Genomic DNA, 22,381 nt, shown 5'->3' on the forward strand with positions numbered 1-22,381 from the left:
ACATGCGCAACCCAGTCGGCGGCCATGTTCCCGTGGCCGGCGGCCTCGCCAAGGTCGGCCTCCCCTACGCCCGCGAGATGGGGGCGGAGGCCGTCCAGGTCTTCGTCGCCAACCCGCGCGGCTGGGCGACACCCGCCGGCAACCCGGCCCAGGACGAGCGGTTCCGCGCCGAGTGCGCCGCCGACTCCATACCGGCGTACGTCCACGCTCCGTACCTGATCAACTTCGGTTCGCACACCGTGGCCACCGTCGAGAAGTCCGTGGACTCGCTGCGCCACTCACTGCGCCGGGCCCGCGAGATCGGCGCCCTGGGCGTCGTGGTGCACACCGGATCGGCAACGGGCGGCCGGCCGCGCGAGCAGGCCCTCGCACAGGTACGCACGCACATGCGGCCGCTCCTGGACGAGCTGACGCACGACGACGACCCGTATCTGCTGCTGGAGTCGACCGCCGGGCAGGGGTTCTCGCTCTGCTCGCGGACCTGGGACTTCGGCCCGTACTTCGACGCACTCGATGCCCACCCCAAGCTCGGCATCTGCCTCGACACCTGCCACATCTACGCGGCGGGCCACGACCTGACGGGCCCGGCGGGCATGCGGCAGACGCTGGACCTGCTGGTGGACACGGTCGGCGAGGGCCGGCTGAAACTGATCCACGCCAATGACTCCAAGGACGTGGTGGGAGCCCACAAGGACCGGCACGAGAACATCGGCGCCGGGCACATCGGCGAGGAGCCGTTCCGGGAGCTTTTCGCTCATCCGGCGACCGCCGGTGTACCGCTGATCATCGAGACGCCGGGCGGCAAGGAGGGGCATGCGGCGGATGTGGCGCGACTGAAGGGGCTGCGCGACCGGGGCTGAGTGCCTCGCCCCGTACTGATTTCCCCATTGAGGAATACCCCATGGGGGTATACGGTTCTTGCTGTCGGCAGGAACCGCTACTCGGCATTGGGGGATCGCCATGCGGCACGACACACACCACGAGCAGCACAGCCACCATGAGCGGGGCGAGCAGCACGGGCAGCACACGGATCGCAGCCAGCGCGTGGACCACGGCGAGCACGCAGCCCACTCAGGTCACGCCGACCACACCAGTCACGCCGACCGCCGCCTCGGCAAGGCCGGCTGGGCCACGGCCGCGCAGGCCACCCTGCACTGCCTCACCGGATGCGCCATCGGCGAGATCCTCGGGATGGTGATCGGCACAGCGCTCGGCTGGGGCAACATGGAGACGATGGTGCTCGCGATCGTCCTGGCCTTCTTCTTCGGCTACACGCTGACGCTGCACTCCATCCGGAAGGCGGGAGTGGACTTCCGTTCCGCCCTGCGGGTCGCCCTCGCCGCCGACACCCTGTCCATCGCGGTGATGGAGCTGATCGACAACGGTGTGATCGCACTGTGGCCGGGCGCCATGGACGCCACTCTCTCCGACACGCTGTTCTGGGGAGCGCTCGTGCTCTCGCTCGCCGTCGCCTTCGTCGTCACCACACCGGTCAACAAGTGGATGATCGGCCGCGGCAAGGGCCACGCGGTGGTGCACCAGTACCACCACTGAGGGCGGACCGGGCCGGCCCGGGAGCCGTCCGGTCAGAGTTCGGGGCCGTCCCCGAGCTCTTCCTGGTAGGAGTAGCGCTGCTCGCGCCACGGATCGCCGATGTTGTGATAGCCGCGCTCCTCCCAGAAGCCGCGGCGGTCGGCCGTCATGTACTCGATGCCCCGGACCCACTTGGGCCCCTTCCAGGCATAGAGGTGCGGCACGATGAGCCGGAGCGGGAAGCCGTGCTCGGCGGTGAGCAGCTCACCGCCCTTGTGGGTGGCGAAAAGTGTTCGGTCCGAGGCGAAGTCGGAGAGCCGAAGGTTCGAGCTGAACCCGTACTCGGCCCAGACCATCACATGGGTGACGTCCGGCGCGGGTGGCGCGAGTTCCAGGACCGTGCGGGCGAGCACCCCGCCCCATTCGGCGCCGAGCATGCTGAATTTGGTGACGCAGTGCAGGTCGGCGACGACCGAGTTGAACGGCAGTACCGAGAATTCCTGGTGGTTCCAGCAGTGCTTCTCGCCGTCCGCCGTGGCGCCGAAGACCCGGAACTCCCAGCGGTCGGGCTTGAACTTGGGCACGGGCCCGTAGTGGGTAACCGGCCAACCACGCTGGAGTCGCTGTCCCGGCGGAAGCTCGGACTGCTCTGACGCGCTGTTTTCCCGGCTTTCCGGCTGACCCATGACTCCATGGTGACAGACAGGCAGGGGTGGTCCTGACCAGGGAAAGGGCAATTCAGGCAACTCGTACTAAGCATGTACTTACTGGACGATCACCGGGTGCGGTGCGAGGATGCGGCCAACTTGCCCAGTTCACCGGTTGGAAGGAGCCTCTGCGATGCAGGGCGACCCCGAGGTCCTTGAGTTCCTGAACGAGCAGCTGACCGCCGAGTTGACCGCCATCAATCAGTACTTCCTGCATGCAAAGATGCAGGACAACTTCGGCTGGACGAAGCTCGCGAAGTACACCCGCTCCGAGTCGTTCGACGAGATGAAGCACGCCGAGATCCTCACGGACCGCATTCTCTTCCTCGAAGGACTGCCCAACTACCAGCGGCTGTTCCACGTACGGGTGGGTCAGACCGTCACCGAGATGTTCCAGGCCGACCGCCAGGTCGAGGTGGAGGCGATCGACCGCCTCAAGCGCGGGATCGAGCTGATGCGCGGCAAGGGCGACATCACGTCCGCAAACATCTTTGAGTCGATCCTGGAGGACGAGGAGCACCACATCGACTACCTCGACACCCAGCTGGAACTGGTCGAGAAGCTCGGCGAGCCGCTCTACATCGCCCAGCAGATCGAGCAGCCCGACAGCTAGGGCCTGCCCGGCGGATCAGGCCGCTTCGGGGAGCCGGATGCCCGGGGCCATGCCCGGGGCGGTGCCGGGAGCGATACCCGGATCGATCTCGGGGACGGTGTCCGTGGCGGCATCGGCGGCAGTGCCCGGCGTCCGCTTCCGGTTGATCAGCTCGCGGCTCGGGCAGGCGCCGCGGCCGAGCACGGCCTGGATCGCGCGGACGCAGCCGCCGCAATCCGTACCCGCCTTGCAGGCGGAGGCTATCTGCCGGGGCGTGCACGCCCCGGCTTCCGCATGCTCCTTGACCTGCTTCTCCGTAATGCCGAAGCACGAGCAGACGTACATGCGGTTCACCTCCCGGCGGGATCGGTCGTCGGCGCCACCCCGTTAATCGGTGAGGCTAACCTAACCTTACCCGGCGCTCCAAGCCCTTGAAAGCCTCCGAACGCCCTGTGGGGCACGGATCACATCGATCCGTGCCCCACAGTCGTACGCGCGCTGCCTGCGGTGATGCCTACTGGTCCCGGTACATCTCGGCGACCAGGAACGCCAGGTCGAGGGACTGGCTGCGGTTGAGCCGCGGGTCGCATGCCGTCTCGTAGCGCTGGTGCAGATCGTCCACGAAGATCTCGTGGCCGCCGCCGACGCACTCGGTGACATCGTCACCGGTGAGCTCGACGTGGATGCCGCCCGGGTGCGTACCGAGGCCCTTGTGCACCTCGAAGAAGCCCTTGACCTCGTCCAGGACGTCGTCGAAGCGACGGGTCTTGTGGCCGGAGGCCGCCTCGAAGGTGTTGCCGTGCATCGGGTCGGTGACCCAGGCGACGACCGCCCCGGAGGCGGTGACCTTCTCGACCAGCGCGGGAAGCTTGTCGCGGACCTTGTCGGCGCCCATGCGGACGATGAAGGTCAGCCGGCCGGGCTCGCGCTCCGGGTCGAGGCGTTCGACGTAGCCGAGCGCCTCGTCGACGGTGGTCGTCGGGCCGAGCTTGATGCCGATGGGGTTACGGATCTTCGAGGCGAACTCGATGTGCGCGCCGTCCATCTGGCGGGTGCGCTCACCGATCCAGACCATGTGGCCGGAGGTGTCGTACAGCCGGCCGGTGCGCGAGTCGGTGCGGGTCAGCGCCGACTCGTAGTCCAGCAGCAGACCCTCGTGCGAGGAGTAGAACTCGACCGCCTTGAACTCGGCCGGGTCCGTACCGCACGCCTTCATGAAGTTCAGCGCGTTGTCGATCTCGCGGGCGAGCGCCTCGTAGCGCTGTCCGGACGGCGACGACTTCACGAAGTCCTGGTTCCAGGCGTGCACCTGGCGCAGGTCGGCGTAACCGCCGGTGGTGAAGGCACGGACGAGGTTCAGCGTGGAAGCGGATGCGTGGTACATCTGCTTCAGCCGCTCCGGGTTCGGGACCCGGGCTTCCTCGGTGAAGGCGAAGCCGTTGACGGAGTCGCCGCGGTAGGTCGGCAGGGTGACGCCGTCGCGGGTCTCGGTCGACTTGGAGCGCGGCTTGGAGTACTGCCCGGCGATCCGGCCCACCTTGACGACGGGTACGGAGGCCGCGTAGGTCAGGACGGCGCTCATCTGGAGCAGCGTCTTCAGCTTGGCCCGGATGTGCTCGGCCGACACGGCGTCGAAGGCCTCGGCGCAGTCACCGCCCTGCAGCAGGAACGCCTCGCCCTTGGCGACGGCTCCCATGCGGGCGCGCAGCTGGTCGCACTCGCCCGCGAAGACGAGCGGCGGATACGACGCGAGGTCCGCGAGTACATCGCGCAGAGCCTCGGCATCGGGGTACTCGGGCTGCTGCGCCGCGGGAAGGTCTTGCCAGGTGTTGCCACCGGCGACGGAGGTATTGGCGTTCACGGTCACACCGACAACATTACGGGGTCCGGCGGTGCGTCCATCCGTAGGCTCAATAGTTGAGACGCGCGCTCGGATGACGTGGTCATCCGTTAGGGTTCGGAACATGTTCGCGCAGACAAACCAGAACTGGTGGTGGACCGCTCATCCGGCGGCCCACTGATCGATCGCGCGCAACAGACCACGCGAAGGCCGCCCGAGGGGCGGCCTTCTCTGCGTTTCAGGAGCCGTTCCTCCATCCGGAAGGAACACCCCCGATGTCTCAGCCTCACCGCACGGACCTCGTCATCGAGAGGCTTCTCCGTGACGACTGCCCGCCGTTCGCGCTGCTGCGCCGGCGCACCCCCGGCCACGACCAGGACACCGTCGAGGTGCTGATCGGCCGGGTGCGGGAAGCGGACCGGCTCGCCGATCTCCCGGTCGGTGCGCTGCCCTCGCTCGCCCTGGTGCCGTTCCGGCAGATCGCCGAGCGCGGTTTCGATGTGCGCGACGACGGGACGCCGCTGTCCGTGCTGGCCGCGGAGGAGACGTACGAGCTGCCGCTGGCCGAGGTGCTGGACCACCTGCCGGCCCATGACGTGCGGGTCGAGGGCGGCGCCTTCGATGTCCCCGACGAGGAGTACGCCGGGATCGTCCGGCGGGTCATCGAGGACGAGATCGGGCAGGGAGAGGGAGCGAACTTCGTCGTCCGGCGGACCTTCCGGGGCGAGATCCCCGGCTTCGGCCGGGCCGACGCCCTGGCCCTCTTCCGGCGGTTGCTGGCCGGTGAGCGGGGCGCGTACTGGACGTTCGTCGTGCACACAGGTGACAGCGGGCCCGAAGGGCCCTCGTCATCGGGGCGGCGGGCGACGGGCGGGCGGACGCTCGTCGGTGCCAGCCCCGAGGTGCATGTGCGGATGTCCGGCGGGACGGTCGTGATGAACCCGATCAGCGGGACGTACCGCTACCCCGCCGAGGGCCCGACCGTCGGGAATCTGCTGGCCTTCCTCTCCGACCGCAAGGAGAGGGACGAGCTCTCCATGGTGGTCGACGAGGAACTCAAGATGATGTGCACCGTCGGCGACATGGGCGGGGTGGTGGTCGGGCCGCGGCTCAAGGAAATGGCCCATCTCGCACACACGGAGTACGAGCTGCGCGGGCGTTCCTCGCTGGATGTGCGGGAGGTGCTGAAGGAGACCATGTTCGCGGCGACGGTCACCGGCTCCCCCGTGCAGAACGCCTGCCGGGTCATCGAGCGGTACGAGCCCGGCGGCCGCGGCTACTACGCGGGCGCGCTGGCGCTCCTGCGGCAGGAGCCGGGCGGGGCACAGACCCTGGACTCACCGATCCTGATCCGTACCGCCGACATCTCGGCCGACGGGCATTTGCAGGTACCGGTCGGGGCGACGCTCGTACGCCACTCCGATCCGGACAGCGAGGTCGCCGAGACCCATGCGAAGGCGGCCGGCGTGCTGGCCGCACTGGGGGTGCGGCCGGGCCGGCCGCGGGCCGAGGCGACACGTCCGCAGCTGGCGGGCGATCCGCGGGTGCAGGCGGCACTGGACGCCCGGCGCGGCGGTCTCGCGCCGTTCTGGCTGCGGATGCAGGAGCGTACGCACGAGCTGTCCGGCCATGCGCTGGTGATCGACGGCGAGGACACCTTCACCGCGATGCTGGCGCATCTGCTGCGCTCCTCGGGTCTGGAGGTTTCGGTGCGCCGCTACGACGAGCCGGGGCTGCGCGAGCGCGTACGGGCGCACGAGGGTCCGGTCGTGCTGGGCCCCGGGCCCGGGGATCCGGGTGACACCACCGACCCGAAGATGCGACTGCTGCGCGAGTTCGCCGCGGAGCTGGTCCGTGATCACCGCCACGGGCTGCTGGGGGTCTGCCTCGGCCATGAGCTGATCGCGGCGGAGCTGGGTCTGGAGATCGTCCGCAAGACCGTGCCGTACCAGGGCACGCAGACCCGGATCGATCTGTTCGGGCGGCCGGAGACGGTCGGCTTCTACAACAGTTTCACCGCGCGCTGCGACGACGGCGCGGTCGACGAGCTGGCGGCGCACGGTATCGAGGCGAGCCTGGACGAGGCGACCGGGGAGCTGCACGCGCTGCGCGGTCCGGGCTTCGCCTCGGTGCAGTTCCACCCGGAGTCGGTGCTGACACTGCGCGGCGCGACGATCGTGGCCGGGCTGCTGGCAGGGCTGCCGGTGGCCGGCTGAAGGGGGCTCGTCGGGGACCCCGGAGGAGCACCGGGGTCCCGGTTCACCGGGAAAGCACCGGGACGAGGACGTTGTCGCTGCGGCGGCCGGCCAGATAGTCGGCGACGTTCTGGACGGTGGCGTCGATGATCTGGGCCACGGCGTCCTGGGTGTAGTACGCCTGGTGTGAGGTCACGACGACGTTCGGGAAGGTGACGAGCCGGGCGAGCGTGTCGTCGTCGACACCCTCCAGGGACTTGTCGAGGAAGAAGAGCCCGGCCTCCGCCTCGTACACATCGAGTCCGACACCCAGGAGACGGCCCGCGCGCAACTCGGCGACCAGCGCCGTGGAGTCGATGAGTCCGCCGCGGCTGGAGTTGATCAGGATCGCGTCGTCCTTCATGTGTGCCAGGGCGTCCTTGCCGATGATGTGGTGTGTCGAAGGCAGCAGCGGGACATGCAGGCTGATCAGGTCGGAATCGGCGAGGAGCTGTTCCTTCTCCACGTATTCCATGCCGAGCCCGACGCAGGCGGGATTCTCGACGACGTCCCAGCCGAGCAGCTTCATGCCGAAGCCGTGGGCGATCCGGGTGAAGGCCTCGCCGATCTTGCCCGTACCGATCACGCCGGCCGTGCGGCCGTGCATGTCCCGGCCGAGGAGGCCGTCGAGCCGGAAATCGAAATCGCGGGTGCGGCTCGCGGCCCGGATGATGCGGCGGTTGACCGCCATCGCGAGCGTCCACGCGAATTCCGCGACCGAGTATGGCGAGTAGTAGGAGACGCGGGCGACCCGCAGGGCCAGCCGCTCGGCGACATCGAGATCGATGTTGTTGAAGCCGGTGGAGCGCTGGGCGATCATCTGCGTGCCACCCGCTGCGAGGGTCTGCAGGACGCTGCTGCCCAGGTCGGCGTTGACGCTGGTGGAGATGATCTCGTGGCCCGCCGCGATGGGGGCGGTGTCCTTGGTGAGGAAGACGTCCAGGCAACGGACCTCGTGCTGCCCGGCGAAGGCCTTCTCGAGCAGCGGCTTCTCGTCGGACTGCACACCGAATGCCAGGATCTCCACGACTTCTCCCGTTCATTGCGCAGATCAGGGGACATGGGCCGGTCATCGCGAATATACGACCCATGCCCCCGGTGCGCCGTCCGGTCCCCGGTGCGCCGCTCAGCCGAAGAAGACACCTACCTCCGCGTAGAGGGCCGGGTCGACGGTCTTGAGCCGGGCGGTCGCCTCCGCGATCGGCACCCGGACGATGCCGGTGCCCTTCAGGGCGACCATCGTGCCGAAGTCGCCGTCCCGCACGGCATCGATCGCGTGCAGGCCGAAGCGGGTGGCCAGCCAGCGGTCGAAGGCGCTGGGGGTGCCGCCGCGCTGGACATGGCCGAGGACGGTCGTTCTGGCCTCCTTGCCGGTGCGGCTCTCGATCTCCTTGGCCAGCCATTCGCCGACGCCGGAGAGCCGGACATGGCCGAAGGAGTCGTGTGATCCGTCCTTGAGAATCATCTCGCCCTGCGCGGGCATGGCTCCTTCGGCGACCACCACTATCGGTGCGTAGCTCGCCCTGAAACGGGAGGTCACCCAGGCGCATACCTGATCGATGTCGAAGCGCTGTTCCGGGATGAGGATGACATTCGCACCGCCGGCCAGTCCCGAGTGGAGCGCGATCCAGCCCGCATGACGGCCCATCACCTCGACGACGAGAACCCGCATATGGGACTCGGCGGTGGTGTGCAGCCGGTCGATGGCCTCGGTCGCGATGCCGACAGCCGTGTCGAATCCGAAGGTGTAGTCGGTGGCGGAGAGGTCGTTGTCGATGGTCTTGGGAACGCCGACGCACTTGATGCCGTGTTCGTCGGACAGGGTCGCCGCCACGCCGAGGGTGTCCTCGCCGCCGATCGTGATGAGCGAATCGACCTCGTACTTGGCGAGGTTGTCCCTGATCCGACGGACGCCGTGCTCCGCGCCGAGTGGATTGGTGCGCGAGGAACCGAGGATGGTGCCGCCGCGCGGCAGGATGCCGCGCACCGCCGGAATGGAGAGCGGCACCGTCTCGCCCTCCAGCGGGCCGCGCCAGCCGTCCCGGAATCCGATGAAGTCGTAGCCGTACTCCTGCACGCCCTTGCGGACGATGGCGCGGATGACCGCATTGAGCCCGGGGCAGTCGCCGCCCCCGGTCAGTACTCCGACCCGCATGGAAGCATCCCTTCGCCGAGTGAGCTCACTGATGACCACGCTAATCGTGATCCAGGTCACTCAGGGATGGGTCGGAAGGTCAAATTCCGTGCAATCCGGGCGGGTTGGGTCAGGCGTCGTCGAGGCCACGCTCGATCGCGTACCGCACCAGCTCCACCCGGTTGTGCAACTGGAGCTTGCCCAGGGTGTTCTGCACGTGGTTCTGGACGGTGCGGTGCGAGATGACCAGACGCTCGGCGATCTGCTTGTAGGAGAGCCCCTTGGCGACCAGCCGCAGCACCTCGGTCTCGCGCTCGGTGAGCTGCGGGGCCTTGGGCTCGTCGGACGCGACGGGCGTGGGGTCGGAGGCGAGCCTGCGGTACTCGCCGAGGACCAGTCCGGCAAGGCCCGGGGTGAAGACGGGATCGCCGACGGCGGTGGACCGCACGGCCTCGGTCAGCTCCTGCGTACTGGCCGACTTGAGCAGATAGCCGGTGGCGCCGGACTTGACCGCCTCCAGTACGTCGGCGTGCTCGCCGCTCGCGGAGAGCACCAGGACACGCAGTCCTGGGTGGGAGCCGACGAGTTCCTTGCAGACCTGTACGCCGGGCATGCCGGGCAGATTGAGGTCGAGTACGAGGACGTCGGGGGTGGCGGCCTTCGCCCTGCGGACGGCCTGCGGCCCGTCACCGGCGGTCGCCACCACTTCGAAACCGGACTCGGAAAGGTCGCGGGCGACGGCATCGCGCCACATCGGGTGGTCGTCGACGACCATCACCCTGATGGTCCGCTCCTCGGCACGCTGGATGTTCTCCGTGCTCATCTTGCTGATCCTGCCTTCCCCCGTGAAACCTTCGGAACCTTCAACTCGACCTCGGTGCCCTGGCCGGGCACCGAAATCAACTCCGCCGTGCCGCCCAGGTCACGCAGCCTTCCCCGGATCGACAGGGCGACCCCCATCCGCCCCTCCCCCTCGGCCTGGGCGAGCCGCCCGTCCGGGATGCCGGGGCCGTCGTCCCGGACCGTCACGATCACCTCGTCCGGCCAGTCCTCGACGAGGATCCAGGCCTGGGCATTCTCCCCCGCATGGACACGGACATTGTCCAGGGCGGCATTGACAGCGGCCGCCAGTTCCTTCGCCGCCCCGGGAGCGAGCAGCACCGGTGCGCCGGGCTCCGCGAAGCTGATCCGGGAGCCGGCGTGCGGGGCAAGCAGGGAGCGCAGATCGCATTCGGCCTGCCCGGACGGTTCGTCGTCGACCTCGACGCTGCGGACCACTGCGCCCTCGGCAAAGTCCTCGGAGACCCGGGTGGTGGGCACCAGACCGCTGGAGACCAGGGTGCGCAGGGCGACTTCCTGCTCCCCGGCCATCCGGCCCAGTTCGGCGGCCTCGCCGCCCAGCGCCGTGCCGCGGCGCTGCACCATCGCGAGGACCTGGAGCACGCTGTCGTGGATGTCGCGGGCCAGCCGCTCCCGCTCGCGGGTGGCGGCCTCGATCTCCAGGGCGCGGGCGAGGGTGCGCTCACTGGCCCTGGCCACCTCCACGACGTAACCGATGGCGATGGAGGCGACCCAGACCAGCAGGACATTGTGGAAGGTGTCCCGGCTGGGCTCGCCGCGCTCGATGATGTTGGCGACGGCGACGAAGGTGGAGGCGAAGGCCGCCCAGCGCCAGCCGCCCTTGATCGCGAAGGCCAGCACGGCGCCCGCGGTCCAGATGGACGACAGCGTCGGACCGTCGATGTGCTGGGCGTCGAAGTCGGCGAGCGGGGTGAGGAGGATACCGACGAGGGCGAGGGCCAGGTCGGCGCCGAGGAAGCGTTTGGTGCAGGCGACGGCGCCCGCGACTTTCGGGAGGGTACCCAGCGTCCAGGCCGCCATCACCACCAGGAAGACGACGGCCACCCAGGGCCGCTCGTACTTGTCCCGGCCGAAGACGGCGAGCAGGACCGCGTAGACCATCGTCAGAATGCGGTACGCCGTCAGCGCACGCCACAGCGGCTGCTCGACCGACATGCGCACGACCCGCTCGCGCCTGGCCATTTCCCCACCCCCCGGACGGAAACGACGCGGTTACGCGCCGGACCGTTCCGTCACCCTTGCGTTCCGGACTCTCTGCCCGCCTGCTTCTGCTCCTCGGCGCGGCGCTTCACCTCGTCGGCGATCTGCCGCTTGGCGGCGGTCGCGTAGATGTCGACGTACTCCTGGCCGGAGAGCTTCATGATCTCGTACATCACCTCGTCGGTGACCGAGCGCAGGATGAAGCGGTCCCCCTCCATGCCGTGGTAGCGGCTGAAGTCGAGCGGCTTGCCGATCCTGATCCCCGGCCGCATCAGCTTGGGGATCACCTGGCCCGGTGGCTGGATCTTCTCCGTGTCGATCATCGCGACGGGGATGACGGGCGCTCCGGTGGCCAGCGCCACCCGGGCGAGTCCGCCGGGCTTGCCGCGGTAGAGACGGCCGTCGGGCGAGCGGGTGCCCTCCGGATAGATACCGAAGAGCCCGCCGCTTTCGATGACCTCGATGCCCGCCTTGATGGCCGCCTCGCCGGCGCCTCGGGCACCCGAGCGGTCCACCGGGAGCTGGCCGACGCCCTTGAAGAACGCGGCGGTCAGTTTGCCCTTCACGCCGGGCGCGGTGAAGTACTCGGACTTGGCGATGAAGGTGACCTTGCGGTCCAGGACGGCCGGCAGGAAGAAGGAGTCGGAGAACGACAGATGGTTGCTCGCGAGAATCGCCGGTCCCTGCGCGGGGATGTTCTCCAGGCCCTCCACCCATGGCCTGAAGGCGAGCTTCAACGACCCGCCGATGGAGAACTTCATTGCGCCGTAGATCAACTCGGGTGCCTCCTGTGTGCTGTCCGACAGACCTTAACCCGTGGGGCCGTCCGCGCTCCCGCCCGGCACGGAGCCGAAGCGGCGGCCGGGGCCGTGACGGCCCTGGTCGGTGTCGGTCCGGTCGCGTACGGTGAAGTAATCCTTCTGCACTCCCCCCTCTCGCTCCCCTTCGAGCCTCATGAACAGGAGACCCCGGTGCCGGTCCTGCCTGGAGCCGAGCCGTTCCGCCACGAGGGCGGAGAGGTCGGCGTCCTTCTCTGTCACGGATTTACCGGTTCCCCGCAGTCGCTGCGCCCCTGGGCCGACCATCTGGCGGAGCGCGGGCTCACCGTGTCGCTGCCGCTGCTGCCCGGGCACGGCACCCGCTGGGAGGACATGCAGCTCACGGGCTGGCAGGACTGGTACGCGGAGGTGGACCGGGAGCTGCGCGCCCTGCTGGAGCGGTGCAGCCAGGTCTTCGTCTTCGGGCTCTCCATGGGCGGCGCGCTCACGCTGCGGCTGGCGGCGAAGCACGGGGACGCGATCAGCGGTCTGGTGCTCGTCAATCCGGCGAACAAGGTGCACGGCCTGTCGGCGTACGCGCTGCCGGTCGCCCGCCATCTGGTGCGGACGACGAAGGGGCTGGCGAGCGATATCGCCCTGGAGGGCTCCGCCGAGGTGGGGTACGACCGGGTGCCGTTGCACGCGGCGCATTCGCTGCGGAATTTCTTCCGCCTGGTCGACGCCGAGCTGCCCCAGGTCACCCAGCCGATCGTCCTGCTGCACAGCCCGCAGGACCATGTGGTGCCGCCCGCCGACTCGGCCCGGATCCTCAGCCGGGTGTCGTCGACGGATGTCGAGGAGATCCTGTTGGAACAGAGCTACCACGTGGCGACGTTGGACCACGATGCGGAGCGGATCTTCGACGAGAGCTACCGGTTCATCGGCCGCCTCGCTCCGAGCGCAGGAAAGAAGGGGAGCACGTCAGGTGGCTGAGCACGACGCGGAGCGCGCGGGCAGCGAGGAGGGGCGCGAGCCCCTGCCCGCGGAAGGAGCTGCTCTCCCCGCGGAGGGAGCGGCTCTTCCCGCGGAGGGGACGTCCGTCCCCGACGATGGTACGGGGCCGCAGGATGCTGCTGCCCAGAAAGTGCAGCCGGGCGCCGACGGCGAGCGGTCCGACCCGTCGGTCGACGAGGACGCCGTGTGGAAGGCGATCGTGGCGGGGTACGGCGAGGAGCCGCCGGACCCGCCGGGCGCCAAGCCGTTCAGGTCGATCGAGGATCTCGTACTGCCGGAGGACGATCAGTCGGGCGTCCTGGATCCGGACAAGGGTGTCGGGAAGAAGACCCCGAAGCCGCCGGAGAAGCCGCTCGGCAGCTCGATCGTGTTCGCCCCCGGCGTCGCCGGTCCGCGCGACTACGAGGTCGAGGAGCCGAAGGACGGCGACATCGGCGACAGCGACGAGGGGCATTTCGTCCCTCCGGAGCCGCCGCCGCTGCCGGAGGCCGATGTCACGGCGAAGTTCGCCTGGCTGGCGGTCGTCGGCGGTCCGGTGCTGATGCTGGTCGCGGTGCTGCTGCGATGGGACATGACCTGGTGGCTCACGACGGTCTGCGTCGGCGGCTTCCTGGGCGGCTTCGTCACACTGGTGGCGCGGATGGATGGCGACGACGAGGACGGCGACGACCCGGGGCGCGGAGCGGTGGTCTGAGACCGGGCCGGTCGAGGTGGCCTTGAGCTGCTGTCGCGCAGCTCAAGGCCTGGTCGCGGGCACCCGTAGTGCCGCCAGCACCGGCAGGTGGTCCGTGGCCGCCCGCAGGTCCGCGTCAGTGACACCGGGCAGCCCTGCGGGGACACCGCAGCCGAGCACCTCGATCCCGCCCGTCGCGAACACCGCGTCGATGCGCCGCCGCGGTCGGTCCGGCGAGAAGGTGTTCTCGTCACCCCATGGCCTCACGGCCCAGCAGTCCTGAAGCCGCCCGGCCAGCCGCCGGAACGCGGTCCCGGTCGGTACATCGTTGAGGTCGCCGGCCGCGACGGCGTGCTCGACGCCCATCGCGTCCAGCTGTTCCAGCAGCATCTCCGTCTGGACCAGGCGTTCGTCGCGCTGCAGGCTCAGATGGAAGCTCAGCAGACCGATGCGGGTGCCCGCGATCCGTACCACCGATGTGGCGAAGCCCCTGCGGTGCAGTCCGGGGGTGAGTGGCAGCAGCACGTCCTGTGTCCGCTCCACGGTGGCCCGCAGCGAGCAGAGGAGCAGCGGCCCGGCCGCCGTGGCGCCGCCGCTCAGGACAACCAGGTCGGTGCGGGCCGCGAGCCAGGCGGCGCGCTTGCGCCAGCGGAAGAAGCGCGGGGCTTCCTGGATGAGGACGAGGTCGGGGGCGCAGGCGCTGATGACGCGGGCCAGTGCCTCGCAGTCGTCGCGCATCGACCGGACGTTGTAGCTGAGCACTCTGATGACGGCCGAACCATCCGGCTCGGTACGGGAGTCGGGCAGCGGCGTCAGGACCATGCGTCTCACGATACGACGGACGCCCGCCGCTCCCCCAGGGGGCGCGACAGGCGTCCGGCTCTGTCCGGTTCCGGCTGGTTCAGCCCTGGCGGGCCAGGTCGGCCGCGCCCACCAGACCTGCCTTGCCGCCCAGTTGGGCCGCGAGCACCTGGGCGTGCGGACGCCATTCGCCGCCGATCAGCCAGCGTCGGAACGACTTGCGGATCGGGTCGAGGACGAGCTCGCCCTCGTCCGAAACGCCGCCGCCGACGATGAACGCGGACGGGTCGAAGAGCGAGGCGAGGTCGGCAAGTCCGGCGCCGGCCCAGCGGGCCAGCTCGCGGAACGAGTCGATCGCCACCGCGTCGCCCTGGCGTGCGGCCTGGCTGATGTGCTTGCCCTCGATGCCGTCCACCGTGCCGTCGCCGAGCGACAGCAGGATCGTGGCGTTTTCCGGGGTGGCGTTGGCGCGCTGCTTCGCGTAGCGGACGAGCGCACGCCCGGAGGCGTACTGCTCCCAGCAGCCCTGGCTGCCGCAGCCGCAGAGCAGCCCGTCCGGGACGACCCGGATGTGGCCGAACTCGGCGGCCACACCGAAGCGTCCGCGGCGCAGCTTGTTGCCGATGATGATGCCGCCGCCGAGACCGGTGCCGAGAGTGATGCAGATGACGTCGTCGTGGCCCTGTCCGGCGCCGAAGCGGTATTCGCCCCAGGCGGCGGCGTTGGCGTCGTTCTCGACGACGACCGGAAGGCCGACGCGCTGTTCGACCTTGTCCTTCAGCGGCTCGTGCCGCCAGTTGATGTTCGGCGCGAACAGCACGGTGGCGCGCTTGTCGTCGACATATCCGGCGGCGCCGATGCCGACGGCCTCGATCTGATGGCCCTCGCTCGCCCCGGACACGGCCGTCGCGATCGCGTCGACAATGCCTTCAGCCGTCGGCGGGGTCGGCACCTTGAACATCGAGAGGATCTGTCCCTCTTCGTCGACCACTCCAGCTGCGATCTTCGTGCCGCCGATATCGACGCCGATGGTGAGTCCCATGAATCCCTCAGTTTCGGTCGAGCCCCGCTGTGACCAACGGTACCCGAGCCGGGGACCCGACCCATCGGTGCCGGTCAGTCCAGGTCGATGTGTTCGCCCGCGGCGGGGCCCTCGTCTCGCGGGTCGGTGGGGTCGTCGGCCTTCTTTTCGGTGCCTGCGGGGGCCCCGGCGCCCTGGGTCCAGCGGCGTTCCTGGCCTTCCACGGCGGAGCGGTAGGCGGCGAGGAGTTCGTTGCCGGCCGCGGCGATGTGGTCGAAGACGTCCGGATTGCGTTCGATGACGGGCTCGACGGCGGACTTGGCCTGCTTGATGATCTGCTGCACGGTGCCCTGGGCCGCCGCGCCGAACAGCGGCGACCGGAGGGACGAGACCTTGTCGGCCACGGCGTCGACCAGCTTGCGCAGTTCCTCGGCCGCGGAGCCGGGCGGCGGGCCGTGCTGGGCGCGGCGGCGGGCCTTCTCCGCTTCGAGGTCCTCTGCGCAGGCCTTCGCCCACGCGTCGTCGTCGACGGGACGATCGGTGGCTTCGCTCATGGCGGTCTCCTGCGACGTGGTTTACCGGCGGCCCGGCATACGGGACACGTACTACCGACGTTACCCGAACCGTGATGCGTCGTTCAGCTCGTCCGGGGCCACAGACCGGGGTCCGGCGTGAACCTGACCCGGAGCACCCCGTCGGTGAGGGCGGCGCCGGAGACGGTGCAACGGCGCAGCCCGGACTCCAGGGGGACGATCCGGTGGAACGGGCCCACGGTGAGGAGGAGTTCGTCGCCGCGGCGCACCAGCTGGAGGTCCGACTTGACGGCGCCGGGCAGGGGGAGGCACCAGACCAGAACGCAGTCGCCCTCGCCGGGCGGCGGGGCGGTCACGATCCGGCTGCCGGGCAGCAGCGGCCGCAGCTCGTCCAGGCCGTCCGGGGCGTTCGGGTCCTCGATCCACCAGGGGTCGTCGGCCCGGCCGGGGCTCCGGTCGTCCAGTTCCACGGCGAGTCCGTCGCCCTCGAAGAGACCGCCGCCGGTGCCCGCCTCCTCGAAGACGGTGGAGCCGGCTCCGGTGTCGAGGAGGGTGAGGTCGTCCAGGCCCCGCGGATCGCGGCCGAGGTGGGGCACTTCGCACAGGGCTGCCGCGGGCACCCATTCCTCGTACCAGTGGTCGATGGTCTTCTCCTGCTGCGCGGCGAGGGCCGCGAACCAGGGGTCGCCGGAGTGCCTGGGCAGTACCCGGTTCACCGCGAGGGTGTCGACGCGCAGGCCGTGCAGGGCGAGTCCGGTGCGGGCGGTGCGCAGGGCGTCCTCGGCGGCGGGGCCGGGTTCGGCGACCAGCCGCAGCGTGGTGTTGCGGTCCTCGATCAGTGTCTGGACGGCGGCCAGCTCGGCGTCCCTGCGGGCGGCGGCCTCGTACAGCCACTGGGCGGGCATGGGTACGCCGGCGAGCTGGGCGAGCATCGGGCGCAGGGCGCGTGCGGCCTGGCGTTCCTGGGGCAGCAGCCGGCGCAGATAGCGGCGCAGCTGTTCGGGCAGGGCGAGTACGGCGAGCGCCTCGCGCAGCGGCGGCAGGTCGACGACGAGGAGTTCGTAGCTGCCCGGCGACCAGTCGCCCCGGGCGGCGCGGCGCAGGGCGTGCAGAAGGGCGAGCTGGGCGCTGCCGGGGAGTTCGGTGAGTTCCTCGCCGTCCAGCCGGTTCCCGCCGAGCAGGTCGAGCACGCCGGACGCCTGGTCCTGGAGGGTCAGCAGTTCGCTGCGGAAGTGTTCGCCGGAGTCGATGCGGGCGGACCACAGGCCGTCCGTGACCTCGGTGGGTTCCGTGCCTTCGGGGAAGCCGGGTATGGCGTCGGCGGAGAGCAGCAGGGTGCGGCGCCCGCGACGGGCCGCGGCCAGCGCGGTCGCCGCCGCGACGGTGGTACGGCCGGCGCCGCCGGGGCCGGTGACGAGGACCGTACGCACCGGGTCAGACCTTCGGGACGGACTCGACGCGCTTCTTCAGGCCGGCCAGGGCGCGGTCGATGATGACCTTCTCGGCCTTGCGCTTGATCATGCCGAGCATCGGGATCTTGACGTCGACGGTCAGCCGGTAGGTGACCTCGGTGCGGTCGCCGTCGCCGAGCGGGGCCAGCGCGTAGGAGCCGTCGATGGCGCGCAGCATCTGGGACTTGACGAGGGTCCAGCTGACCTCGTAGTCGCCGATCCAGGTGTACGCGAGGGTGTGGTCGTCCTTGATCGCTCCGGCGTCGAGGACGAGACGGACCTTCTCGGCGCGGCCCTGGTCGTCGGTGGAGAGGACCTCGGCCTCCTTGACCTCGCCGGTCCACTCCGGATAGCGGGCGAAGTCGGCGATCACTCCCATGACGTCGGCCGGCGCCGCCTCGATCGTGATGCTCGAGCTGGTGTGTTCAGCCATCGCCGTGGCTCCTCCAGTGCGGTGTACCGGTGCGTCGGCAGAGGCCTGCCGTCAGAAGGCTATCGCGTGTGCGCGGCGCCTCGTTCCAGGGTCCGGTGCCGTCGCGGTCACCATTCCAGGGCCCAGGGCCTGCCGGTGGACGCGAAGTGGCCGACGTTCACGCATTCGGTGGTGCCGATCCGCATCCGGCGGACCAGCGGCTGGTGGACATGGCCGAACAATGCGTAGCGGGGGCGGGTCCTGCGGATGGCGTCGAGCAGGGCCCGGCTGCCGCGCTCGAAGCGCCGCGCCACCGTGTCGTACGTCAGCTCCGGCACCTCGGGGGGAATGTGGGTGCAGAGCACGTCGACCGGGCCGACGGCCTCGATCTTGGCCGCGTACTCCTCGTCGCCGATCTCGTACGGGGTGTTCATCGGGGTCTTCAGGCCACCGCCGACGAAGCCGAATACGCGGCCGCCGATCTCGACGCGGTCGCCGTCGAGGACGGTGGTGCCCGGGCGTGCGTACTCGGGCCACAGATCGGGGATGTCGACGTTGCCGTAGGTGGCGTACGTCGGGGTGGGGAAGGCGGCGAAGAGTTCGGCGTACTGCTTGCGCACCGCCGAGACGATCGCGGCGTTGCGGTCCATGCCCGCCCACAGGTCGCGGCCGAACTCGCGGGCCTCCTCGTAGCGGCGAGCGGTGCGCAGTTCGACGATCCGGTCGGCATTCTCCACGCCGAACAGATCGGGGAAGATGCCGCGCGAGTGGTCGGCGTAGTCGAGGAAGAGCACAAGGTCACCGAGGCAGATCAGCGCGTCGGCGCCGTCCCCGGCGCGGGCCAGGGCCTCGGTGCTGCCGTGTACGTCACTGACCACATGAACGCGCGTGCGCCGCGCGGTCGAGATTTCTCGGCTGTTCGGTCCGGCTGGCATGACGATCACCCTAGAACTCTGCTGTCCACCTGGGTAGAGGCCGCCGGACCTGCGACGACCTCCGGGTGGTAACCACAGTGGACTACTGTGCGCGCAAGGATCACCGTTGTGTGTGACGCATAAGACATCTGGCCTGAACCCCCTATCGGGAACCGAGTACTGGTGGGTAACGTCCGGGCAGTCCAGTCGTGCTCACCCCACTGAGCACCCGCCAATCTTGGACCGCAGCCGGTGCGTCACACAGAGCCGTGGCACCGGAGCCCGATGAGGAGCAGCAGTTTTGCGCGAGTTCAGCCTTCCGGCCCTGTACGAGGTCCCCTCGGACGGCAACCTGACGGATCTCATCCGCCGCAATGCCGCTCAGCATCCCGATGTTGCGGTGATGAGCCGCAAAGTGGCGGGGGTGTGGACCGATGTCGACGCCACGCAGTTCCTGGCCGAGGTCAGAGCCGTCGCCAAGGGCCTGATCGCCGCGGGCATCGAAGCGGGCGACCGGGTGGCCCTGCTCTCCCGCACCCGCTACGAGTGGGTACTGCTCGACTTCGCGATCTGGAGCGCGGGCGCGGTCTCCGTCCCGGTGTACGAGACCAGCTCGCCCGAGCAGATCCAGTGGATCCTCGGTGACTCCGGTGCCACCTTGTGCATCGTGGAGTCGGAGGATCACCAGGCCTCCGTGGTCTCGGTCCAGGCGGATCTGCCTGCTCTGAAGGGCATCTGGCAGATCGATGACGACGCGGTCCGTCAGCTGTCGGCGACCGGCGAGGACGTCTCGGACGAGACCCTGGACCTTCGGATGGCGAGCGCCAAGGCGGACGACCCGGCCACCATCGTCTACACCTCGGGCACCACCGGCCGTCCCAAGGGCTGTGTGCTCACGCACCGCAGCTTCTTCGCGGAGTGCGGCAATGTGGTGGAGCGGCTGAAGCCCCTCTTCCGTACCGGCGAGTGTTCGGTGCTGCTCTTCCTGCCCGCCGCGCATGTCTTCGGACGGCTGGTCGAGGTGGCCTCGGTGATGGCCCCGATCAAGCTCGGCTGCGTACCGGACATCAAGAACCTCACCGATGAACTGGCCTCCTTCCGGCCGACGTTGATCCTCGGCGTGCCGCGGGTCTTCGAGAAGGTCTACAACTCGGCGCGCGCCAGGGCGCAGGCCGACGGCAAGGGCAAGATCTTCGACAAGGCCGCGAACACGGCGATCGCCTACAGCCGCGCGCTGGGTACTCCTCAGGGCCCGTCCATGGGCCTGAAGTTCAAGCACAAGGTCTTCGACCGGCTGGTCTACGGCAAACTGCGGGCCGTCCTCGGCGGACGCGGCGAGTACGCGATCTCCGGCGGCGCACCGCTGGGCGAGCGGCTCGGCCACTTCTACCGCGGTATCGGCTTCACGGTGCTCGAGGGCTATGGCCTCACCGAGACGTGCGCGGCCACCGCGTTCAATCCGTGGGACCGGCAGAAGATCGGTACGGTCGGCCAGCCGCTCCCCGGTTCGGTCGTCCGGATCGCCGACGACGGCGAGGTACTGCTGCATGGCGAGCACCTGTTCACCGGCTACTGGAACAACGAGGCGGCGTCGGCCGAGGCGCTGGCCGACGGCTGGTTCCACACGGGCGACATCGGCACGCTCGACGAGGACGGTTATCTCGCGATCACCGGACGCAAGAAGGAGATCATCGTCACGGCGGGCGGCAAGAACGTCGCTCCCGCGGTGATCGAGGACCGCATCCGCGGGCACGCCCTGGTCGCCGAGTGCATGGTGGTCGGCGACGGGCGGCCGTTCGTGGGCGCGCTGATCACCCTGGACGAGGAGTTCCTGGGCCGCTGGGCCGAGGAGCACGGCAAGCCGGCCGGCTCGACGGCCGTGTCGCTGCGTGAGGACCCGGAGCTGCTGGCCGAGGTGCAGCGGGCGGTGGACGACGGGAACGCCGCGGTGTCCAAGGCGGAGTCGGTACGCAAGTTCCGCATCCTGGCTTCCCAGTTCACCGAGGAGGCCGGTCACATCACACCGTCGCTGAAGCTGAAGCGGAATGTGGTGGCGAAGGACTTCGCGGACGAGGTCGAGTCGATCTACCGGGGCTGACCCGAGGCGCGGGGGGGGGGGGGGGCCCCGGGGGGGCCCCGCGGGGCCCACCGCGGTCAGCACACTGGCGTAGAGGCCCTCGCTGACCAGCAGGTAGACCAGCCCCACCAGCAGGGCGCCGGCCAGCACCAGCAGTCCGCCGTACAGCGCGGTGAGCCGGGCGCGCTCGCTGCTCACCGGCCCTCCCCCGGCCGGTTCGCGGAGTCGTCGTCCGGCTGGTCCGCCGACCCGTTCACCGGTCCGGTCGCGGGGCCGTGGTCCCCGGGTCCGTCGGCGAGGCCGTCCCCGACGCGGTAGCCGGCCCCCGGAACCGTCTCGATCACCGGGGGCGCGCCCAGTTTGGCGCGGAGCTTGGACAACGTGACGCGGACCGCGTTGGTGCGGTAGCTGGTGTCCTCCTCCCACACCTCCTCGATCAGGTCGTCGCCGCTGACGACCGCGCCCTCGGCTCGCAGCAGGGTCTCCAGCACGGCGAACTCCTTGCGTGAGAGCGAGAGGTAGCGGCCGTCGCGGCAGACCTGGCGGCGGGCGGTGTCCAGCGTCAGCCCGGCCCGTTGAAGGACCGGCGGGAGAGCAGGGCGGGCACGGCGGCCGAGCGCCAGGACCCGGGCGAGGAGTTCGTCGTACGCGAACGGTTTGGTCAGGTAGTCGTCGGCGCCGAGCCCGAGGCCGGCCACCCGGTCCCGTACCGTCCCGGACGCGGTGAGCATCAGGATCCGGGTCAGCAGGCGCATGCCGACGACCCGCCGGCACACCTCGTCGCCGTGCAGCCCCGGCAGATCGCGGTCGAGGATCATTACGTCGTACGCGCCGAACCGAAGCCGGTCCAGCGCCGCCCGGCCGTCGGGGGCGATGTCCACCGCGACGGCGTCGCGGCGCAGCCCCTCGGCGATCATCCCGGCCAGGAATTCCTCGTCCTCCACCACCAGCACACGCATGGGTCCTGTGTAACCCAAAGCGATGTTTCGTCGGTGTAAGCATCCGGGCTGAGAGAAACGAAACCGCGTCCTCGCGCACGCTCAAGCCGTTCGTACCCGGCCTGTCAGCAACGGACGAGGAGCCCTCATGAACCCGACCATTTTCCACCGGACCACCTCCCGCGCACAAAGTCGCGGCGTCGCCGCCGCCTGCCTGATCGCCGCCGCCGTCGTCCTGTCGGCCACCGCCTGCTCGGGCGACGGCGGCGGAAGCGGAAGCGGAACCAAGAGCGGCGGATCGGCTTCGGACACCAAGAAGACGGAGGAGGACCAGGCCCTGGAGCACCGCAAGTGCCTGCGGGAGCAGGGTCTGGACGTCCCGGAGCCGAAGCCGGGCGAGAACAGCCACGGAATAACCATCAACGGCGGCGGCAAGAGCAAGAAGGAGATGGAGAAGGCGTTCAAGGCCTGCCAGGACAAGGCGGTCGGCGGCGGGCCCAAGGAGATCACCCAGGCCCAGAAGGACAAGATGCTCGCCTTCGCCCGGTGCATGCGCAAGAACGGCATCGACATGCCCGACCCGAAGTTCGACGGCGGGATGGCGCAGGCGCCCGCGATGCAGCAGAAAGACATGAAGAAGTTCGAGAAGGCCAACGCGGCGTGCGAAGGCGCCGGGCGGTGAGGCGCG

The 22,381-nt window shown here is 69.7% G+C and carries 24 protein-coding genes; 9 read left to right on the forward strand and 15 right to left on the reverse strand.

Annotation, left to right across the window (positions count from 1 at the left end; genetic code table 11):
• Positions 1 to 2 precede the first annotated feature (2 nt).
• Together ACFVYE_RS01940 and ACFVYE_RS01945 are read left to right on the forward strand one after the other, a co-directional pair.
• Positions 3 to 860: a deoxyribonuclease IV gene (locus ACFVYE_RS01940; protein WP_383969707.1), complete on the forward strand. Its 858-nt coding sequence runs from the start codon at positions 3 to 5 to the stop codon at positions 858 to 860.
• A 100-nt stretch (positions 861 to 960) separates the two neighbouring features.
• A complete protein-coding gene (locus ACFVYE_RS01945) occupies positions 961 to 1,554 on the forward strand; it encodes a DUF4396 domain-containing protein (protein WP_389603600.1) in 594 nt (197 codons plus the stop codon).
• A gap of 32 nt (positions 1,555 to 1,586) precedes the next feature.
• On the opposite strand, the gene ACFVYE_RS01950 is transcribed toward ACFVYE_RS01945, so the two are convergent.
• Complete coding sequence (locus ACFVYE_RS01950; protein ID WP_389603602.1) at positions 1,587 to 2,219, reverse strand: sulfite oxidase-like oxidoreductase; 633 nt, start codon at positions 2,217 to 2,219, stop codon at positions 1,587 to 1,589.
• Positions 2,220 to 2,373: 154 nt separating this feature from the next.
• Here ACFVYE_RS01950 and bfr point away from each other — a divergent pair, with 154 nt between their 5' ends.
• A complete protein-coding gene (gene bfr, locus ACFVYE_RS01955; protein WP_383969698.1) occupies positions 2,374 to 2,853 on the forward strand; it encodes a bacterioferritin in 480 nt (159 codons plus the stop codon).
• 15 nt (positions 2,854 to 2,868) lie between these two features.
• On the opposite strand, the gene ACFVYE_RS01960 is transcribed toward bfr, so the two are convergent.
• Positions 2,869 to 3,177, reverse strand: coding sequence for a bacterioferritin-associated ferredoxin (locus ACFVYE_RS01960; protein ID WP_383969695.1), 309 nt, complete (start codon positions 3,175 to 3,177; stop codon positions 2,869 to 2,871).
• A gap of 169 nt (positions 3,178 to 3,346) precedes the next feature.
• Complete coding sequence (locus ACFVYE_RS01965; RefSeq protein WP_383969732.1) at positions 3,347 to 4,693, reverse strand: class II 3-deoxy-7-phosphoheptulonate synthase; 1,347 nt, start codon at positions 4,691 to 4,693, stop codon at positions 3,347 to 3,349.
• Positions 4,694 to 4,796: 103 nt separating this feature from the next.
• Between ACFVYE_RS01965 and ACFVYE_RS01970 the strand changes: the two genes are divergently transcribed.
• Together ACFVYE_RS01970 and ACFVYE_RS01975 are read left to right on the forward strand one after the other, a co-directional pair.
• Positions 4,797 to 4,853 carry a trp operon leader peptide gene (locus ACFVYE_RS01970; RefSeq protein WP_107408160.1) on the forward strand — a complete coding sequence of 19 codons (57 nt, stop codon included), beginning with the start codon at positions 4,797 to 4,799 and terminating at the stop codon, positions 4,851 to 4,853.
• Between the two features lie 94 nt (positions 4,854 to 4,947).
• Complete coding sequence (locus ACFVYE_RS01975; RefSeq protein ID WP_383969692.1) at positions 4,948 to 6,888, forward strand: anthranilate synthase family protein; 1,941 nt, start codon at positions 4,948 to 4,950, stop codon at positions 6,886 to 6,888.
• A 43-nt stretch (positions 6,889 to 6,931) separates the two neighbouring features.
• On the opposite strand, the gene ACFVYE_RS01980 is transcribed toward ACFVYE_RS01975, so the two are convergent.
• The 5 genes from ACFVYE_RS01980 to ACFVYE_RS02000 all read right to left on the reverse strand — a co-directional run bounded on the left by ACFVYE_RS01980 (position 6,932) and on the right by ACFVYE_RS02000 (position 11,877).
• Positions 6,932 to 7,933 carry a 2-hydroxyacid dehydrogenase gene (locus tag ACFVYE_RS01980; protein ID WP_383969690.1) on the reverse strand — a complete coding sequence of 334 codons (1,002 nt, stop codon included), beginning with the start codon at positions 7,931 to 7,933 and terminating at the stop codon, positions 6,932 to 6,934.
• A gap of 99 nt (positions 7,934 to 8,032) precedes the next feature.
• Positions 8,033 to 9,061: a 6-phosphofructokinase gene (locus ACFVYE_RS01985; protein WP_383969687.1), complete on the reverse strand. Its 1,029-nt coding sequence runs from the start codon at positions 9,059 to 9,061 to the stop codon at positions 8,033 to 8,035.
• A 109-nt stretch (positions 9,062 to 9,170) separates the two neighbouring features.
• Complete coding sequence (locus ACFVYE_RS01990; protein WP_383969685.1) at positions 9,171 to 9,863, reverse strand: response regulator; 693 nt, start codon at positions 9,861 to 9,863, stop codon at positions 9,171 to 9,173.
• Positions 9,860 to 11,083 (reverse strand): MacS family sensor histidine kinase, encoded by a 1,224-nt coding sequence (macS, locus tag ACFVYE_RS01995; RefSeq protein ID WP_389603606.1) that lies wholly within the window; start codon positions 11,081 to 11,083, stop codon positions 9,860 to 9,862. Before macS ends, ACFVYE_RS01990 begins: the two co-directional genes overlap by 4 nt.
• Positions 11,084 to 11,133: 50 nt before the next feature.
• The gene (locus ACFVYE_RS02000; RefSeq protein WP_383969679.1) at positions 11,134 to 11,877 is read right to left on the reverse strand and encodes a lysophospholipid acyltransferase family protein; all 744 of its coding nucleotides are present in this window, start codon (positions 11,875 to 11,877) and stop codon (positions 11,134 to 11,136) included.
• Positions 11,878 to 12,072: 195 nt separating this feature from the next.
• Here ACFVYE_RS02000 and ACFVYE_RS02005 point away from each other — a divergent pair, with 195 nt between their 5' ends.
• On the forward strand, positions 12,073 to 12,852 hold the full coding sequence (locus ACFVYE_RS02005; protein WP_383969676.1) for an alpha/beta hydrolase: 780 nt from the start codon (positions 12,073 to 12,075) through the stop codon (positions 12,850 to 12,852).
• Complete coding sequence (locus ACFVYE_RS02010) at positions 12,845 to 13,567, forward strand: hypothetical protein (protein ID WP_383969673.1); 723 nt, start codon at positions 12,845 to 12,847, stop codon at positions 13,565 to 13,567. The genes ACFVYE_RS02005 and ACFVYE_RS02010 overlap by 8 nt, the downstream gene beginning before the upstream one ends.
• Before the next feature lie 42 nt (positions 13,568 to 13,609).
• On the opposite strand, the gene ACFVYE_RS02015 is transcribed toward ACFVYE_RS02010, so the two are convergent.
• The 6 genes from ACFVYE_RS02015 to ACFVYE_RS02040 form a co-directional block, all read right to left on the reverse strand.
• Positions 13,610 to 14,368 carry an endonuclease/exonuclease/phosphatase family protein gene (locus ACFVYE_RS02015; RefSeq protein WP_389603609.1) on the reverse strand — a complete coding sequence of 253 codons (759 nt, stop codon included), beginning with the start codon at positions 14,366 to 14,368 and terminating at the stop codon, positions 13,610 to 13,612.
• 79 nt (positions 14,369 to 14,447) lie between these two features.
• Positions 14,448 to 15,389 (reverse strand): ROK family glucokinase, encoded by a 942-nt coding sequence (locus tag ACFVYE_RS02020; RefSeq protein WP_383969667.1) that lies wholly within the window; start codon positions 15,387 to 15,389, stop codon positions 14,448 to 14,450.
• A gap of 74 nt (positions 15,390 to 15,463) precedes the next feature.
• Positions 15,464 to 15,922 (reverse strand): DUF5304 domain-containing protein, encoded by a 459-nt coding sequence (locus ACFVYE_RS02025; RefSeq protein ID WP_327275676.1) that lies wholly within the window; start codon positions 15,920 to 15,922, stop codon positions 15,464 to 15,466.
• Positions 15,923 to 16,005: 83 nt separating this feature from the next.
• Complete coding sequence (locus ACFVYE_RS02030) at positions 16,006 to 17,331, reverse strand: ArsA family ATPase (RefSeq protein WP_389603611.1); 1,326 nt, start codon at positions 17,329 to 17,331, stop codon at positions 16,006 to 16,008.
• A gap of 4 nt (positions 17,332 to 17,335) precedes the next feature.
• Positions 17,336 to 17,785, reverse strand: a complete 450-nt coding sequence (locus ACFVYE_RS02035; RefSeq protein WP_389603613.1) for an SRPBCC family protein — start codon at positions 17,783 to 17,785, stop codon at positions 17,336 to 17,338.
• 107 nt (positions 17,786 to 17,892) lie between these two features.
• A complete protein-coding gene (locus tag ACFVYE_RS02040; protein ID WP_389603615.1) occupies positions 17,893 to 18,699 on the reverse strand; it encodes a metallophosphoesterase in 807 nt (268 codons plus the stop codon).
• A 280-nt stretch (positions 18,700 to 18,979) separates the two neighbouring features.
• Here ACFVYE_RS02040 and ACFVYE_RS02045 point away from each other — a divergent pair, with 280 nt between their 5' ends.
• Positions 18,980 to 20,776: an AMP-dependent synthetase/ligase gene (locus ACFVYE_RS02045; protein WP_383969656.1), complete on the forward strand. Its 1,797-nt coding sequence runs from the start codon at positions 18,980 to 18,982 to the stop codon at positions 20,774 to 20,776.
• 173 nt (positions 20,777 to 20,949) lie between these two features.
• On the opposite strand, the gene ACFVYE_RS02050 is transcribed toward ACFVYE_RS02045, so the two are convergent.
• On the reverse strand, positions 20,950 to 21,714 hold the full coding sequence (locus ACFVYE_RS02050; RefSeq protein WP_383961037.1) for a response regulator transcription factor: 765 nt from the start codon (positions 21,712 to 21,714) through the stop codon (positions 20,950 to 20,952).
• A 127-nt stretch (positions 21,715 to 21,841) separates the two neighbouring features.
• On the opposite strand from ACFVYE_RS02050, the gene ACFVYE_RS02055 reads away from it, so the two are divergent.
• Complete coding sequence (locus tag ACFVYE_RS02055) at positions 21,842 to 22,375, forward strand: hypothetical protein (RefSeq protein WP_383961034.1); 534 nt, start codon at positions 21,842 to 21,844, stop codon at positions 22,373 to 22,375.
• Positions 22,376 to 22,381: the final 6 nt, after the last annotated feature.

The organism is Streptomyces sp. NPDC058239 (assembly GCF_042882185.1).
GTDB lineage: Bacteria > Actinomycetota > Actinomycetes > Streptomycetales > Streptomycetaceae > Streptomyces.

Excerpts from the sequence above, each read along its gene's own strand:
- ACFVYE_RS01940 (WP_383969707.1), top strand. The coding sequence starts at position 3 with ATGCGCAACCCAGTCGGCGGCCATGTTCCCGTGGCCGGCGGCCTCGCC.
- macS (WP_389603606.1), bottom strand. The coding sequence starts at position 11,083 with ATGGCCAGGCGCGAGCGGGTCGTGCGCATGTCGGTCGAGCAGCCGCTG.
- ACFVYE_RS02050 (WP_383961037.1), bottom strand. The coding sequence starts at position 21,714 with ATGCGTGTGCTGGTGGTGGAGGACGAGGAATTCCTGGCCGGGATGATC.
- ACFVYE_RS02040 (WP_389603615.1), bottom strand. The coding sequence starts at position 18,699 with ATGCCAGCCGGACCGAACAGCCGAGAAATCTCGACCGCGCGGCGCACG.
- ACFVYE_RS02025 (WP_327275676.1), bottom strand. The coding sequence starts at position 15,922 with ATGAGCGAAGCCACCGATCGTCCCGTCGACGACGACGCGTGGGCGAAG.
- ACFVYE_RS02015 (WP_389603609.1), bottom strand. The coding sequence starts at position 14,368 with ATGGTCCTGACGCCGCTGCCCGACTCCCGTACCGAGCCGGATGGTTCG.
- ACFVYE_RS01950 (WP_389603602.1), bottom strand. The coding sequence starts at position 2,219 with ATGGGTCAGCCGGAAAGCCGGGAAAACAGCGCGTCAGAGCAGTCCGAG.
- ACFVYE_RS01975 (WP_383969692.1), top strand. The coding sequence starts at position 4,948 with ATGTCTCAGCCTCACCGCACGGACCTCGTCATCGAGAGGCTTCTCCGT.
- ACFVYE_RS01945 (WP_389603600.1), top strand. The coding sequence starts at position 961 with ATGCGGCACGACACACACCACGAGCAGCACAGCCACCATGAGCGGGGC.
- ACFVYE_RS02035 (WP_389603613.1), bottom strand. The coding sequence starts at position 17,785 with ATGGCTGAACACACCAGCTCGAGCATCACGATCGAGGCGGCGCCGGCC.
- ACFVYE_RS01990 (WP_383969685.1), bottom strand. The coding sequence starts at position 9,863 with ATGAGCACGGAGAACATCCAGCGTGCCGAGGAGCGGACCATCAGGGTG.
- ACFVYE_RS02055 (WP_383961034.1), top strand. The coding sequence starts at position 21,842 with ATGAACCCGACCATTTTCCACCGGACCACCTCCCGCGCACAAAGTCGC.
- ACFVYE_RS01985 (WP_383969687.1), bottom strand. The coding sequence starts at position 9,061 with ATGCGGGTCGGAGTACTGACCGGGGGCGGCGACTGCCCCGGGCTCAAT.
- ACFVYE_RS01960 (WP_383969695.1), bottom strand. The coding sequence starts at position 3,177 with ATGTACGTCTGCTCGTGCTTCGGCATTACGGAGAAGCAGGTCAAGGAG.
- ACFVYE_RS02020 (WP_383969667.1), bottom strand. The coding sequence starts at position 15,389 with ATGGGACTCACCATCGGCGTCGATATCGGCGGCACGAAGATCGCAGCT.
- bfr (WP_383969698.1), top strand. The coding sequence starts at position 2,374 with ATGCAGGGCGACCCCGAGGTCCTTGAGTTCCTGAACGAGCAGCTGACC.